Origin of the sequence: Streptomyces sp. NBC_00353 (assembly GCF_036108815.1) — a bacterium.
In the GTDB taxonomy this organism is placed as follows: domain Bacteria; phylum Actinomycetota; class Actinomycetes; order Streptomycetales; family Streptomycetaceae; genus Streptomyces.
Genome location: NZ_CP107985.1, coordinates 1,692,724 through 1,705,712, shown reverse-complemented (window position 1 = coordinate 1,705,712; position 12,989 = coordinate 1,692,724). Strand labels below are relative to the sequence as shown.

Genomic DNA, 12,989 nt, shown 5'->3' with positions numbered 1-12,989 from the left:
CCGATTGAGGAGAGCTGAGGGCTGCGGGCTCCTCGCCGCCGACCAGGTGGGCGGGGGTGTGGACCACGGGCCAGGCGCGCGGCTTCAGCTCTCCCGGGGCGGGGGGTCGTGTCAGAAGAGTTGGATGCAGCAGCCGAACGCAATGGTCACCACACCCACGGCTACCGACACCCTCTTCAACGCCATCGACATCTTCATGGGAATCCCTTGTGCTGAATGATCGGATGCTGAACGGTCGGAGCGCGCTTTGCGCATCACAGACACATGCGCACCAGCCACTCGTCGTAGTTGTACGCATCCCTCGCCGGATCCAGGACCGTGGCTGCGTGCCCTTCAGTCGTGTCCTCCAGGCGGATACGCTCCGGCAGCTTGCCGAACCGGGTGTGACGTGCCACTTCGGCGTCGCTCAAAACCTTCTCTGTTCGCGACATCGGTCGCCTCCTGCGGTTTGTTGTGCTGAAGCGTGGATCGGTGTTGGTTGCCGGAGATGCGGCACCGGCGAGGGCGATGGCCCGTGTGATCACGTGCCACACACTCACAGATGTATCACTCGTTAGAGTGGTGACGATACTTGCACGCAGGTTCGTCACCCGTCAAGGTGGTGACATGGAACACGCCTTTCCCAGTGGCACCGCGGCGCTCGACTTTGTCGGAACACTGCGCGCGCGGCGCAACGCTGTGCCCAGGGACATGCTCGGATCGCCGGAGAGTCTCGACTCCTGGTTCCGCGAATCCGGAACCACTGACGGGGGCACGAACTGCAAGGCGTCGGACCTCGAGGAGGCAGTGGCTCTTCGAGAGGCGATCTATCTGCTCGTCACCGCCAGGTTGGCGAACGAGAGCTACGACGAGGGGGCGCTCTCGCTGGTGAACCGCGCAGCGAGCATGCCCTCTGCAACTCCGCAGCTCACTCCGGCGGGGCGTCGGATCGAAGCCACCCCGCAGCAGGCGCTCTCCTCCGTGGCCCGGGACGCCATCGACATCCTCGGTGGGGTGGACCTGCCACTCCTCAAGGAGTGCGCGAATCCCGAGTGCACGCAGATCTACATCGACCGTTCACGGGGAGGGCGCCGAGAGTGGTGCGCCATGGATCCGTGCGGCAACAAGATCAAGGCGGCGGCCTACCGCGCCCGCAAGCGCGCAGGCAAGTCGCCATCAGCCGCCACGCGTCCGTGACAGGGGGCGGGTAGGTGATCTCGATCCCGCCCGTCGAGCCCCAGCTGCTGCGGCTCCGGGCCGGTTGCAGGTCCGCCAGACCGACAGCGGCGAGGTGTTCCGATCACGCCGGAGGTCGATGACGTCGAGTTCCACTGACCGACATCCACTGGGACATCTGCAGGACGGCCGTACGCAGACAGTGGGCTGCCCGATCAGAAGCCGTCGACCTCGACGACGGCTTCGGCAAAGGCTTCGGGGGCTTCCTGCGGCAGGTTGTGGCCGACGCCCTTCAGCGTTCGGTGGGCGTATGGGCCCGTGAAGCGGCCGCGATAACTGGCGCCGTCTCCGGGAGGAGTGAACGGATCCCGCTCACCGTCCAGAGTGATCGTCGGGAGTGCGATGACGGGGCTCTGGGCAAGTTGCTTTTCGAGATGATCGAATTGCGGGTCGCCCTCGGCCAGGCCAAGTCGCCAGCGGTAGTTGTGAATCACGATGGGGACCCAGTCCGGATTGTCGAAGGCCGCCGCAGTGCGCTCGAACGTTGCGTCATCGAAATGCCACGTCGGGGAGACGTTCTTCCAGATGAGCTTCGCGAAAGCGTGCTTGTACTTCTCAAGGCCGAGCCTGCCCCTTTCCGTGGCGAAGTAGTACTGATACCACCACGTCCACTCCGCCTCCGGCGGCAGCGGTGCCTTGTTGCGCTCACGGTTGGTGATCAGATAGCCGGTCACCGATACCAGCGCCTTGCAGCGTGCCGGCCAGAGCGCCGCGATGATGTCGGCAGTCCGCGCGCCCCAGTCGAAGCCGGCGAGGACCGCCTTCTCGATCTTCAGCGCATCCATCAGCGCGATGATGTCGAGAGCAACCACCGACTGCTGAGCATTCCGGAACGTCTTGCTCGAGAGGAAGCGCGTCGTGCCATGACCGCGCAGATAAGGGACGATCACCCGGTAGCCCTTGGCGGCCAGTAGGGGTGTCACGTCGACATAGCTGTGAATGTCGTAGGGCCAGCCGTGCAGAAGGACGACCACGGGGCCGTCGGCGGGGCCGGCCTCGGCGTATCCGATGTTCAGGACCCCGGCATTTACTTGCTTCAGTGAGCCGAAAGACGTGTTTTCCGTCCGGCCCGTGGGGGACACCGCGCGATTCTCCCGGTCGGGTGCCGAGGCCGATGTCGCCGAGAGCGCCGGTAGCGAGGCTCCGGCAACCCCGACGGTGAGAATTCTGGAAAACGTCCGCCTGTCCATCGGGCTCACCCTTCTGTGAAATCTCTACACGCTCATGCATGCCGGGCGAGCGGCTACATCGGATGTGTCGGCGGGCGGATGAATCATTTTTGGTTCCCTGTGTGACGTCATGGGCCGGCGGCACAAGTTGGCCATCCGGTTCCACAACCGCCTCATTTGGGGTTCATCGCCGGCGACTGAGGCTCCCGGCATTGCGGATACGGCTCACCGTCCGCCCGTGCCCTCGTCAGTCGCCTCGCCAGATGTTGTCGAAGGCCGCATCTTCGATGGCTCGCCGTTGCCGTACAGCTTCCAGTTCCATCACTGCGTCGTTGACGGCGGCGAGCACCGTCTCGACCGCGTCGTCGGCCACGCTCGGGGAGTCTTCAGCAGGCAATTCGCGGATTCCGACGGCGGCAGCGAGGACCGCGAGGACGGGCTCGCCCGATGTCCAGCGGTCCGCCGCGTGGCTGCGAGCGGGTGAGTCGACCAGTGTCGTCCGGGCGGTCCGGGCGGGACTCCAGCGGCCGTGTTGCCGGGTGACCTGTCCTTCCGCCTCCAGGGCGGCCAGATAGGCCGAGGACAGTCCGCGGCCTCGGCGCCACAGCCACTCCTCGACCGACTCGTAGGGCATCTGCCGCACCAGCGACGACGCGGCCTCGTCCAACAGGCGATCAGCCAGTGTCCACACGGCGCTCGGCACGATGCGGTCGTCATCCAGTGTCAGGGCTTGGGCGTCGATGAGATCGATCACCTCGGCTCCCGCGAGCGCAAGCGACAGTTCGCCCTGCTCCACGGGACGGCTGGGTGCCACGTCCAAGGCGACGATCAAAAGATCTTGCGGTGTGGTCATGAAGGGCTCCACGTCAGAAGCATCGGTAGCGATACGTCGCTGAGCAGCCGGCCTGGCACCGGGCGCGAGGCCGAACGTGGCGGCGGGCCTTAGGCCCGGCCGGACACCGGGGACGGTGTCCGGGGTGGGGAGCTTCTTGTACTTCGCCGACTGTAGCCCGGTCGCGCCGGGGGTGGTCGGTCGAAGCCGGGGCGGTTACTCCGGTGCGGGCCATCAGGGGAGCGTGCGCCGCACGAGGGCCATGCGGTACGGGGAGCCGATCCGCGGAACGGGGCCGGCAACGCGGCGCGAGGATCGCGAGGGCGGCCGGGATCAGGATCTGGATCGCATTCCGGGCGTCCACCGGCGAGGCCGTCGCTCTCACCCGTGGCGCTGTGCCCGGCCAGGGTGTGTGCCGGTGTCGACGCGCCCGATGCCGTGCTCGGCGAGCGTGCCGACGGTCAGACCGAGTCGGCGGCACTCGGTGAGCAGGCCGGGCAGCGCACCCAGCGCGGCACGCCAGGCGCCCGGCGCGCTCCACCCGTCCGCGTCGTGCAGCAGCACGGTGCCACCGCCGGTCAGGTCGGCGAGGACAGATGCCCGCACGGAGCGAGCATCGGCGTACGCCGTCCAGTCCCGGCCCCAGGCCGACCAGAGCACCGGTCGCAGCCCGGCGCGGCGGGCAGCGGCCAGGCGGCCGCCGGTGAGGATGCCGTACGGCGGCCGGTACCACCGCGGAACGGTCCCGCAGATCCCCCGTACCGCGCCGACGGTGCGGGTCACCTCCCGTGCGTCGCGCAGCGGCGTGGGGAACCAGGGGCGCTCGTGCTGCCAGCCGTGCACCGCGACCTCGTGGCCACCCGCCACAAGCGCCCGGCCGAGGGCCGGATGGCGTTCCAGCGAGCTGCCGACGACGAAGAAGGTGGCCCGCACGCGGTACTCGTCCAGGACGCGCAGGAAGTGTGGGGTGCTGGCCGGGTCCGGCCCGTCGTCGAAGGTCAGCGCCACGTGGGCGGGATGGCCGCGGCCGTCCAGCGCCGGGCTGAGGATCCTCCGTACGGGCGGCAGCCAGGTGGCGGCGGGTCCGATGTGCCACGCGGCAGCCACACCTGCGGCCAGACCCACAGCGCCGGCTGCCATGCCGGCCGACACCGCCGTCCGCCCTGCGCCGGAGCGTCCTACCATCGCTGTTCGTCCTTTCCGGAGACCACTGGTGAACTGCTCAGATGCACGCTGGCGAGCACGATGAGCCCCAGCGCGGCAGCCTCCGGCAGCACCCGCCAGCCCAGGTCGATCTGCTCTTCGAACAGCGAGACGCCCAGAACGACGCTCAGCAACGAGTCGCCGAGCGTGAGCGCGGGCTGCGACGCCGCCAGCGAGCCGGCCCGCAACGTGGCCTGCAGCAGCAGGAAGGAGCTCAGGCCCACGGCCGCGGCCGTGTAGATCTGCCACGTCGCGAACAGCCCCTCGACTCCGCCGGACACCAGGCCGAGTGTGTCCTTGATCAGTGCCGCGGTGAAGGCGAAGCCGATGGCGGTCGCCGACCCCAGTACCGCCGCACGGGCGGAACCCCACAGTCGCATTCCCACCACGATCAGCACGATCGACACGGCGGCGGCGGGCACGGCGCTGAACAGCCACCTCTTCGGCGGCACGGTCTCCAGGCCGCCAGTCGGACTGGCCAGCAGGAGGAAGACCGCCAGACCCAGCGCCATCCCGAGGAACGCCCCCCAGGTACGAACCCCGGGCGGCCGCCGGAAGACGATCGCCGCCAGCACCAGCGTGAACAGCAGCTCCGTCGTCATCACCGGCTGCACCACAGCCAGTGGCCCGGTCGCCAGGGCGAGGGCCTGTGCCAGCCCGGAGACGACCAGCAGCCCCGCACCCCAGCGCCAGGCCGGCCGGCGGATGAATCCCAGCCTCCCGAACAGATGGCTGCCCCGGAGGCCGGGCAGGTCAACTGCTGCGGCGCGGCGCTGCAGCACGGAGGCTCCCGCGTTCCCCAGCGCGGCGAGCAGCGCCAGTACGACGGAGAGGATGATCACGTGTCACCAACCCTGCGCGCGTGTCCGTTGCCGCGGGCCCGCTCAGCCAAAGCGCGTGGCCAGCCTGCGGAAGAGCCGTGGGGCCACGCCCTGCACCCGGCCCGGCACGCCCAGCCAGCGCGGCACGGCGATCTCGTCCCGGCCACCGGCCAGCGCCTCCTCGACCGCTGCCGCAACCCGCCCGGCGGGTACCGGCCGTGGCCAGGACCGCGCGTACGGGGTGCCACGGCGGGTGAAGAACGGCGTGTCGACGGGACCGGGCAGCACCAGGCAGAGCTGGACGCCGGTGCCCTGGAGCTCGTAGCGCAGGCTGTCCGCGAACGCGATCAGGGAGCCCTTCGTCGCCGCGTACGCCGCCTCACCCCGCACGCCGAACCGGCCCGCGACAGAACCGATGAGCACCAGCCGGCCCGATCCGCGGGACACCATCTGCGGCAGCACCAGGCGAACGAGATGGAGAACGGCGCAGACGTTGACACTCACCAGACGGTCCACGGTGGCGGGCGGCATGTCGGTGTAGGCGCCCGCCCAGCCGAGCCCCGCCGCGGCGACGAGCGCGTCGACTCTGCCGCTGTGCGCCAGCGCAGCCTCGGCCAGCCTGCGGCAGCCCTCCTCGGAGGCCAGGTCCATCGGCAGCGCGACACCGGAAGTACGTGCGGCGACACTGCCGAGCCGGCCTTCGTCCCGCCCGTTCAGCAGCAGCTCCCACCGGCCGCCGACGGCGAGACGCGAGGCGACTTCGGCGCCGATACCGGAGGAGGCCCCGGTGATCAACACGACCGGCCGTGGGCCGCGGGCAGACGGCCCGGCCGCAGCCGACAGCGTCACATCGGCCTCGACTGCGGGCATACCGCGGGGTAGGGGGCTCTTGCGCATGGGCCTTCCGTCCTCCGGGGCCGCCGACATCCTGGTGCTCTCGAGGCACCGCCTGTACCGACCCGTACTGAGTAATCCTTCGGTGCAACCGACGCACCGGCAAACGCGCTCGACCGGACTGGGCTAACGGCCTGCCCATCCGGGTGTGGCGCACCGGCCGCCATGCGCGGACGATCCATGCGGAGGAATATCCAAGAATGGGACGTCGGATTCTGATCGTCAGCGCGAGCATGGGCGCCGGACATGATGCCGTCGCCGCCGAACTGGCCGAGCGTCTGCGGTCCGGCGGCCATCTGACGGCATGTGTGGACCTCCTCGACTTGCTGCCCCCCGGCGCCGGGCGCGGGCTGCGCGCGGGCTACCGCACGACGCTGCGCCGCTGCCCATGGGCCTACGGAGCGGTCTATTCGGCATTCTTCCGCGACCGCGGAGACCCGGGCGACCGGAACAATTGGGCACCGGGCACCGGGCCGCTGGCCGCAGTCCTGGAGCCACGCCTGCGCAACGTCGTGGAACGCTGGCGACCGGACGCGCTCGTCTCCACCTTCCACCAGGCCGCTCAGGTCACGGGGCGGCTGCGGTCCCGGGGCGGTGTCTGCCCGCCCAGCACTGTCGTGGTCACCGACTTCGCCGTGCACCGACAGTGGCTGCACCCCGGCAACGACCTGCACCTGTGCCTGACCCGGGCCGCCGCGGCACGTGTCCGCGCCACGACCGGACGCCAGGCAGAGGTGTGCGGCCCGATCGTGCCCCCGGCCTTCGTTGCAGCCGGTCACGAGAACCCGGGCGGCCGGCCGTCGCGCTGGGCGCGGGAGTTCGCGCGGCGCGGCCCCGACCGCCCACCCGTGCTGATCTCGGCCGGTGCCTGGGGCGTGGGGCACGGGCTGACCGACACGGCGCTGCTGCTCGCCGGCTCAGGCCACATTCCGGTGCTGCTGTGCGGCAGGGACGAACAGTTGCGGGACCGTGCCGCGATGCTCCCCGGCGTTCTGGCGCTGGGCTGGGTCGAGGACCTGCCTGACCTCATGGCGGCTTCGAGCGCCCTGGTGGACAACGCCGCGGGACAGACGGCCCAGCAGGCCCTCGCCGCCGGCGTCCCGGTCGTCGGGTACCGGCCGATCACCGGCCACGGCGCAGAGGGCGTCAGTGAGATGGCTGCCGCAGGCCTCACCGAGCATGCTTCCGACGACATCGCGCTGCTCCGCTCGCTGGACCGGCTGGTGCGACCCGGCCCCGACCGGGACCGACGGGTCGCCGCCGGGCGAGCTGTCTTCACCGTGGACGCGGCCGGACTGGTCGCCTGCTCCTGACGACCACCGACTATCGGCTGCTGCCCGGGGTGCGGGCGGGCAGCACCCACCTGGGCAAGTGCACGGGCCGGCCGATCGGCACCTCGCGCGAGCCGTACGTCGGCTCGTACGTCCGACCGTGACCGCCGGCGACAGCGACCGTGACCCCTGCGGCAGGCTCAGAGCGGCGTGTCGCCGGCTGCGGGCCCGGTCGCGGACGTGGTCGGCGTCGCAGTCCCGCTCGTGGTCGCGAGGCGCTGGAGCCACTCGCGCAGCAGCACGGCCTCGCCGGGGGAGAGCGCACCGGAGAGGTCCGGAAGGACGGCGGCCAGGGCGATCGCCCTGGCGGCGGGTGTGTCCAGGTCATTCGTGGGCCGGGGATCCGTGGTGAGGGATGCGAGCACTGTGTCGCGCGTACGGGCGGACAGGTCGCTGTCCCGTGCCCCTGCCGGATCGGCGATCAGCGTCAGGGCGACACCGACGCTCGTGGCCTGCACCATCTGGGCGGCGGCGGCGACCGGAACGCGCAGGCGGCCCGCCCGGGCGACCCGCTCCAGCGTGCCGACGAGAACCGCATAGGTCTCCTCCGCGGCAGCGGGGCGCTCGCCCGGCTGCACGGCGCCGTACATCAGTACGTAGAACGACGGGTGGGTCAGACCGAAGTCGATGTGCAGGTCCCAGCCTCGCCGCAAGTCCTCGACCGGATCACCGGTGGCCCGGAGCGACTGCTTGTCCGACAGGTAGCGCTCGAAGCCGTACGTCGCGACGGCTTCGAGGAGCCCCTTCTTGTCGCCGAAGAGCCGGTAGAGGGTGGGCGCCTGAACACCGGCGGCCTGCGCCACGGCGCGCGTGGAGACGGCGTCGCTGCCGCCCTCGGCCAGCAGTTCCGCGGCGGCGCCGAGGATCCGGTCGCGGGTGTCGGCGCTTCTTTCGGATCTCTCGGAGATTTTTTCGGCGGTCATGGAATCAACGCTACCCGAAGCCTGTTAGCATCGATGACATCGCTGATAACGACTCCTTGTTATCGACGCTAACGTACGATTGGATCGCTCTCTGTGAACACCCGCATTCTCGGCACCGACGGCCCCACGGTCTCCCAGCTCGGCCTGGGACTCATGGGCATGTCGGACCTGTACGGACCGGCCGACGACGCCGAGTCGATCGCCACCGTCCACGCCGCTCTCGACGCCGGCATCACGCTCTTCGACACGGGCGACTTCTACGGCATGGGCCACAACGAGCTGCTCCTGCGTGACGCCCTGCGCGGCCGCAACCGCGACAACGCCGTGATCAGCGTCAAATTCGGCGCGCTGCGGGACGCCCTCGGCGGCTGGAGCGGCTACGACGGCCGTCCCGAGGCAGTGAAGAACTTCCTCGCCTACTCCCTGCGTCGTCTCGGCACCGACCACATCGACATCTACCGCCCCGCCCGGCTCGACCCGGACGTGCCGGTCGAGGAGACCGTCGGCGCCATCGCCGAGATGGTCCAGGCCGGTCTGGTCCGCCACATCGGCCTGTCCGAGGTCGGCGCGGAAACGCTGCGCCGCGCCCAGGCCGTGCACCCCATCGCCGACCTTCAGATCGAGTACTCGCTGATCTCGCGCGGTATCGAGGACGAGATCCTTCCCACCGCCCGTCAGCTGGGCATCGGCATCACCGCGTACGGTGTGCTGTCCCGCGGCCTGATCAGCGGCCACTTCACCACTGACCGGAAGCTTGCTGCCAACGACTTCCGCGGCATCAGCCCGCGCTTCCAGGGCGAGAACCTCGATCGCAACCTCGCCCTGGTCGAGGCGCTGCGCAGGATTGCCGAGGCCAAGGGCGCCACCGTGGCCCAGATCGCCATCGCCTGGGTCGCCGCCCAGGGCCAGGACATCGTGCCGCTCGTCGGCGCCCGTCGCCGTGAGCGGCTGTCCGAGGCCCTCGGCGCCGAAACCGTGACCCTCACCGAGGCCGATCTCGCCGTCATCGAGCAGGCCGTTCCGGCCGGCTCCGCGGCGGGCGCGCGCTACGCCGCGCCCCTGATGAACCATCTCGACAGCGAGCGCTGACCTGATCGGCGCCCGCGCGGCGGCACGGACATCCCCCGGTTCCGGTGTCGCCTGGGCCGGGCGCCGCCCCTCATGGGCGGCGCCCGGCGACCACCCCTCCCGGGAACCGCCCCGTGTACTCCGCGCCCGCTTTCGTCGTTCTCGGCGATGCGTCTGACGACGAAACGTGGCGTCGCCATTCCTCCGCCCGGCGAACACCCGAAGGAGCCCGTGGTCGGGCGTGGCTGTGACCGGCGCGGTCGCAGCGGACCCTAGAAGTCGATGTCGCCCTGGACGAGGGCGTGCAGGTGCTGGTCGTGCCAGCCGTCCGAGTGCAGCAGCCCGCTGCGCATGGTGCCTTCGAGGGAGTATCCGGCCTTGACCGCTACCCGGCAGGACGCCGGGTTGGCCACCGAGTGGCACAGCCGGAGCCGATGCAGGCCGAGGTCGTTCAGGGCCCACTGGCTGACACACTGCGTGGCCTCGACCACCACACCGCCGCCGCGTACTGCGGGCAGGACCCAGTAGACGATCTCGGCACTGCCGGCCTTGAGGTCGATGCCACTCCACCCGATCAGGCCCGCGGCTTCGCCTCCGTCCGGCCGGGCGATGGCCCACATCGCACTCAGCTCGGCCTGCCATCGCTCGTGCATGCGCTCGATCCTCTTGCGTGCGTCTTCCAGGGAGTCCACATGCAGAAGGTTCCATTGCCGAATCGCGGGATCCTGGCCGGCCGTCACGAGGACGCCGGCGTCACTCCGGCGCCACGGACGCAGTTCCAGGCCGCCGGCAAGGCTGAGCACCGGCTGTTGAATCCGGGCCATCCGGCCTGCGGGAACGACGGAAGGTATGGGTGAGTTGGAGATCATTTCAGAATCGTGCCACGACGCCCAGTGGCGCGGAACCCGGCGAATAGGGGACCGAGTCGGCAGCCGGTCGGACGCGCAAAGACTCAGACCGACGCACGGACTTCTGATACGACGTCATGGATTCTTCGCAATTCGCCACCGAATCCGATGCCTCGTCATCGTCCTGACGCGTCATCCCTGCGGTCGCGGGTGTGCGCGATCAGATCGAGTCGCCCCGCGATCCGGTCGAGCTCTGCCGTCCACTCGCCGGCGTCGACCTTGCGACGCTTGTCGGTGAGAGCAAGGGCTGGGGAGTCATGTGAGCCCCTTCCGGCCTCTTCGCGGCCGGCACGGCAGTCTCCTTCCTGCCGTGCCACCGAAGAGGTGTGGCACGTAGCCGGTCGACCATGACCGTCCCCGTGGCCGAGAGGAAGATCAGCTGGGTGATGGTGCGCGGGATGAGCTGATCCCACCAGTCCGTCGCGGTGCCGGAGGCGTAGACGTTGGCGGGGAACAGTGCGAGCAACAGGAGGCCGAGTGCGCCTGCGGCCGGTCCGGAGGTCGGTGTCCACAGGAGCGCCAGGGCGCCGACGAGTTCGAAGAGACCGGACACGGTGACCAGTACCTCAGGTGTCGGCAGGGCGGGCGGCACCATGGCTATGAGCTCGTCGCGCATCCCCACGAAGTGGGCCCCCCCGGTCAGCAGGAACATGGCCGCCAATCCGCCACGCAGGGCGGTGGGCAGCCGCCGGAGCGGCCGGCCTTTCAATACGCCGGTGATCAGGCCGACGCAGGTGACCCCGACGAGAACGATGAGTGGTTCCATGGGAACTTCCTTGTAGTAGCCGGGCGTAGAGGCCGGGTCGGGCAGAGGCAGATGTGCGGGACCACGCCGGTCAGCACGCGACCGGACGGTCTCCGCGTGAGGTGCGGCAGGCACGTGGACGCCGTGCCGCTTTGCCCCCGTGCGGCGTTGCCCCCGTGCTGAGGGCAGTTACGCGGGCTTTCCCCTCGTCGCCGCTGCCGAGCTTCGGACGGCGACGTGGTCGATCTCCTGAATCTGGATGACGACGCCGTCCGGGTCGGTGACGCGGATACTGCGGCCGAAGTTCTCGTCGACGAGGTCGTAGTCGTATCCGGATCGAGCGAGTCGCTCCGCGATGTCTTCCAGCCGCTCGTCCGTGGCGAAGCCCAGTTCGGTGGTGCCGGGCGGGCGTCCCTGGGAGACAGTGGCGTCATGGATCCCGACAGCACCGGCGTCGGCAGCCAACTGTGCCCACACGTCCACGCTGACGTCGGGTTGGAAGATGAGGCCCAGACCGGCATAGAAGTGCCGGGAGGCTGCCACGTCGGCGACGTACCTGATGGGGAGTACGGTCAGCATGATGTTCTCATTCCTCCTCGTTCCGGGCGGGCGAGGGCGTGTACGGGTGGATCCGACGTCTCTGCCGGTTGCCGGAAGTGTCATCCCCGTCCGTCCACCCCGCGGTGTAAAGCCGACCGGGTTTGAGGGAATCGGACGTTTGGAGAGGCAAGGCTGATGGAATCCGTCACCCTCGACGAGCTGGACCGCCGGCTGATCCACGCCCTCCAACTCGATGGGCGCATGTCGTTCAGCCGCATCGCAGCGGTTATCGGCACCCCCGAACGCACTGTCGTCCGCCGCTACAACCGTCTGCGGTCGACCTTCGTCCTTCGCGTCGTCGGGCTCGTCGACAGCCGCCGGATCGGGATGCTCGACTGGGTCGTCCGCGTCCACTGCGCACCCGAGACGGCGGACGCGCTTGCCGCCAACCTCGCTCAGCGCGGCGACACTTCATGGATCGCGCCGTTGGTGGGTGGAACGGAACTCACCTGCATGATCCGCACACCGCCACCGGGCGACGAGGGGCAGCGCTCGTTCTTCGAGCAACTCGCCCGGACCCACGGGGTACGTGATGTGAAGGCGGCCTGTGTGCTGCGTCCGATCGCCGGCGTCGGTGGGTGGGCGGGGCGGATGGGTGCACTCAACGAGGCGGAGCAGGTTCGGCTTCGGGTACCGGCGCTACCCGAAGCGCCGGACGCGGCGCGCCTCGCCGTCACGTGGAACGAAGCGGACACCCGTCTCGTGCGCGCCCTGTCGGAGGATGCACGTGCGGACCTGGGGCGACTGGCCGCTGCGACCGGGTGGTCGGAGTCCACCGTCCGGCGCCGCATAGGCCAACTGCGCGAGGCCGGGGTGCTTGCCTTCGAAGTAGAGGTGGACCCCGCGCTGTTCGGCTTCCGCGTCGAGTCGCTCATGTGGCTCGAAGTGGCGCCGGCCGCGTTCGGGACCGTCACCGAGGCACTGTCCCGGCACTCCTCGGTCGCGTTCGCCGCTCTCACCACCGGGCCGTCCGCCGTCTTCGCGATCGTGGAGTGCCGCAGCGCGGACGCGCTGTGCGAGTACCTGTCCACCGAGTTGGCCGATCTTCCCGGCATCACCCGTGTCGAGACTGCCCTCACCCAGCGCCGCACCAAACGAGCCGGACCACTGCTGATGCCCGCCATGGGGGCACGGCCGGGCCCGGGGCCGAACGGACCCGTCGCGGAGTAGCCGGCTCCGGCCGGGTGGGACCGGGACACCGAAGCTGGACTTGAAGTTGCCGCTGCGGCAGCTTCTACCGTCCTTACCAGGGCCGGATCGGCCGGCCCGGTGAAGCATTT

Annotated in this window: 14 protein-coding genes; 4 read left to right on the top strand and 10 right to left on the bottom strand. The window is 69.8% G+C overall.

Translation table 11 applies throughout. From position 1 onward, the window contains the following. Positions 1–254: 254 nt before the first annotated feature. The gene (locus OHA88_RS08145) at positions 255–431 is read right to left on the bottom strand and encodes a hypothetical protein (RefSeq protein ID WP_328624882.1); all 177 of its coding nucleotides are present in this window, start codon (positions 429–431) and stop codon (positions 255–257) included. 175 nt (positions 432–606) lie between these two features. Here OHA88_RS08145 and OHA88_RS08140 point away from each other — a divergent pair, with 175 nt between their 5' ends. Further along, entirely contained in the window at positions 607–1,176 is a 570-nt protein-coding gene (locus tag OHA88_RS08140) for a CGNR zinc finger domain-containing protein (RefSeq protein WP_328624881.1), read from the top strand. A 194-nt stretch (positions 1,177–1,370) separates the two neighbouring features. On the opposite strand, the gene OHA88_RS08135 is transcribed toward OHA88_RS08140, so the two are convergent. From OHA88_RS08135 to OHA88_RS08115, 5 genes are all read right to left on the bottom strand, one after another. After that, complete coding sequence (locus OHA88_RS08135) at positions 1,371–2,405, bottom strand: alpha/beta fold hydrolase (RefSeq protein ID WP_328624880.1); 1,035 nt, start codon at positions 2,403–2,405, stop codon at positions 1,371–1,373. Positions 2,406–2,631: 226 nt separating this feature from the next. Then, positions 2,632–3,237 carry a GOLPH3/VPS74 family protein gene (locus OHA88_RS08130; protein ID WP_328624879.1) on the bottom strand — a complete coding sequence of 202 codons (606 nt, stop codon included), beginning with the start codon at positions 3,235–3,237 and terminating at the stop codon, positions 2,632–2,634. Positions 3,238–3,597: 360 nt separating this feature from the next. After that, positions 3,598–4,356, bottom strand: a complete 759-nt coding sequence (locus OHA88_RS08125) for a polysaccharide deacetylase family protein (protein ID WP_328624878.1) — start codon at positions 4,354–4,356, stop codon at positions 3,598–3,600. Positions 4,357–4,394: 38 nt separating this feature from the next. Further along, entirely contained in the window at positions 4,395–5,261 is an 867-nt protein-coding gene (locus tag OHA88_RS08120) for a DMT family transporter (RefSeq protein WP_328624877.1), read from the bottom strand. Positions 5,262–5,303: 42 nt separating this feature from the next. Next, positions 5,304–6,137 carry an SDR family NAD(P)-dependent oxidoreductase gene (locus OHA88_RS08115; RefSeq protein WP_328624876.1) on the bottom strand — a complete coding sequence of 278 codons (834 nt, stop codon included), beginning with the start codon at positions 6,135–6,137 and terminating at the stop codon, positions 5,304–5,306. Positions 6,138–6,334: 197 nt separating this feature from the next. Between OHA88_RS08115 and OHA88_RS08110 the strand changes: the two genes are divergently transcribed. Next, the gene (locus OHA88_RS08110) at positions 6,335–7,447 is read left to right on the top strand and encodes an MGDG synthase family glycosyltransferase (protein WP_328624875.1); all 1,113 of its coding nucleotides are present in this window, start codon (positions 6,335–6,337) and stop codon (positions 7,445–7,447) included. 158 nt (positions 7,448–7,605) lie between these two features. Here OHA88_RS08110 and OHA88_RS08105 read toward each other — a convergent pair whose 3' ends face one another. Beyond that, entirely contained in the window at positions 7,606–8,388 is a 783-nt protein-coding gene (locus OHA88_RS08105; protein WP_328624874.1) for a TetR/AcrR family transcriptional regulator, read from the bottom strand. A 93-nt stretch (positions 8,389–8,481) separates the two neighbouring features. Between OHA88_RS08105 and OHA88_RS08100 the strand changes: the two genes are divergently transcribed. Next, on the top strand, positions 8,482–9,477 hold the full coding sequence (locus tag OHA88_RS08100; protein WP_328624873.1) for an aldo/keto reductase: 996 nt from the start codon (positions 8,482–8,484) through the stop codon (positions 9,475–9,477). A gap of 251 nt (positions 9,478–9,728) precedes the next feature. Here OHA88_RS08100 and OHA88_RS08095 read toward each other — a convergent pair whose 3' ends face one another. The 3 genes from OHA88_RS08095 to OHA88_RS08085 all read right to left on the bottom strand — a co-directional run bounded on the left by OHA88_RS08095 (position 9,729) and on the right by OHA88_RS08085 (position 11,688). Beyond that, positions 9,729–10,280, bottom strand: coding sequence for a GNAT family N-acetyltransferase (locus OHA88_RS08095; protein ID WP_328629620.1), 552 nt, complete (start codon positions 10,278–10,280; stop codon positions 9,729–9,731). A 244-nt stretch (positions 10,281–10,524) separates the two neighbouring features. After that, the gene (locus OHA88_RS08090) at positions 10,525–11,130 is read right to left on the bottom strand and encodes a DoxX family protein (RefSeq protein ID WP_328624872.1); all 606 of its coding nucleotides are present in this window, start codon (positions 11,128–11,130) and stop codon (positions 10,525–10,527) included. Positions 11,131–11,298: 168 nt separating this feature from the next. Further along, positions 11,299–11,688: a VOC family protein gene (locus tag OHA88_RS08085; RefSeq protein WP_328624871.1), complete on the bottom strand. Its 390-nt coding sequence runs from the start codon at positions 11,686–11,688 to the stop codon at positions 11,299–11,301. Between the two features lie 156 nt (positions 11,689–11,844). On the opposite strand from OHA88_RS08085, the gene OHA88_RS08080 reads away from it, so the two are divergent. After that, positions 11,845–12,879, top strand: a complete 1,035-nt coding sequence (locus OHA88_RS08080) for an Lrp/AsnC family transcriptional regulator (RefSeq protein ID WP_328624870.1) — start codon at positions 11,845–11,847, stop codon at positions 12,877–12,879. Positions 12,880–12,989: the final 110 nt, after the last annotated feature.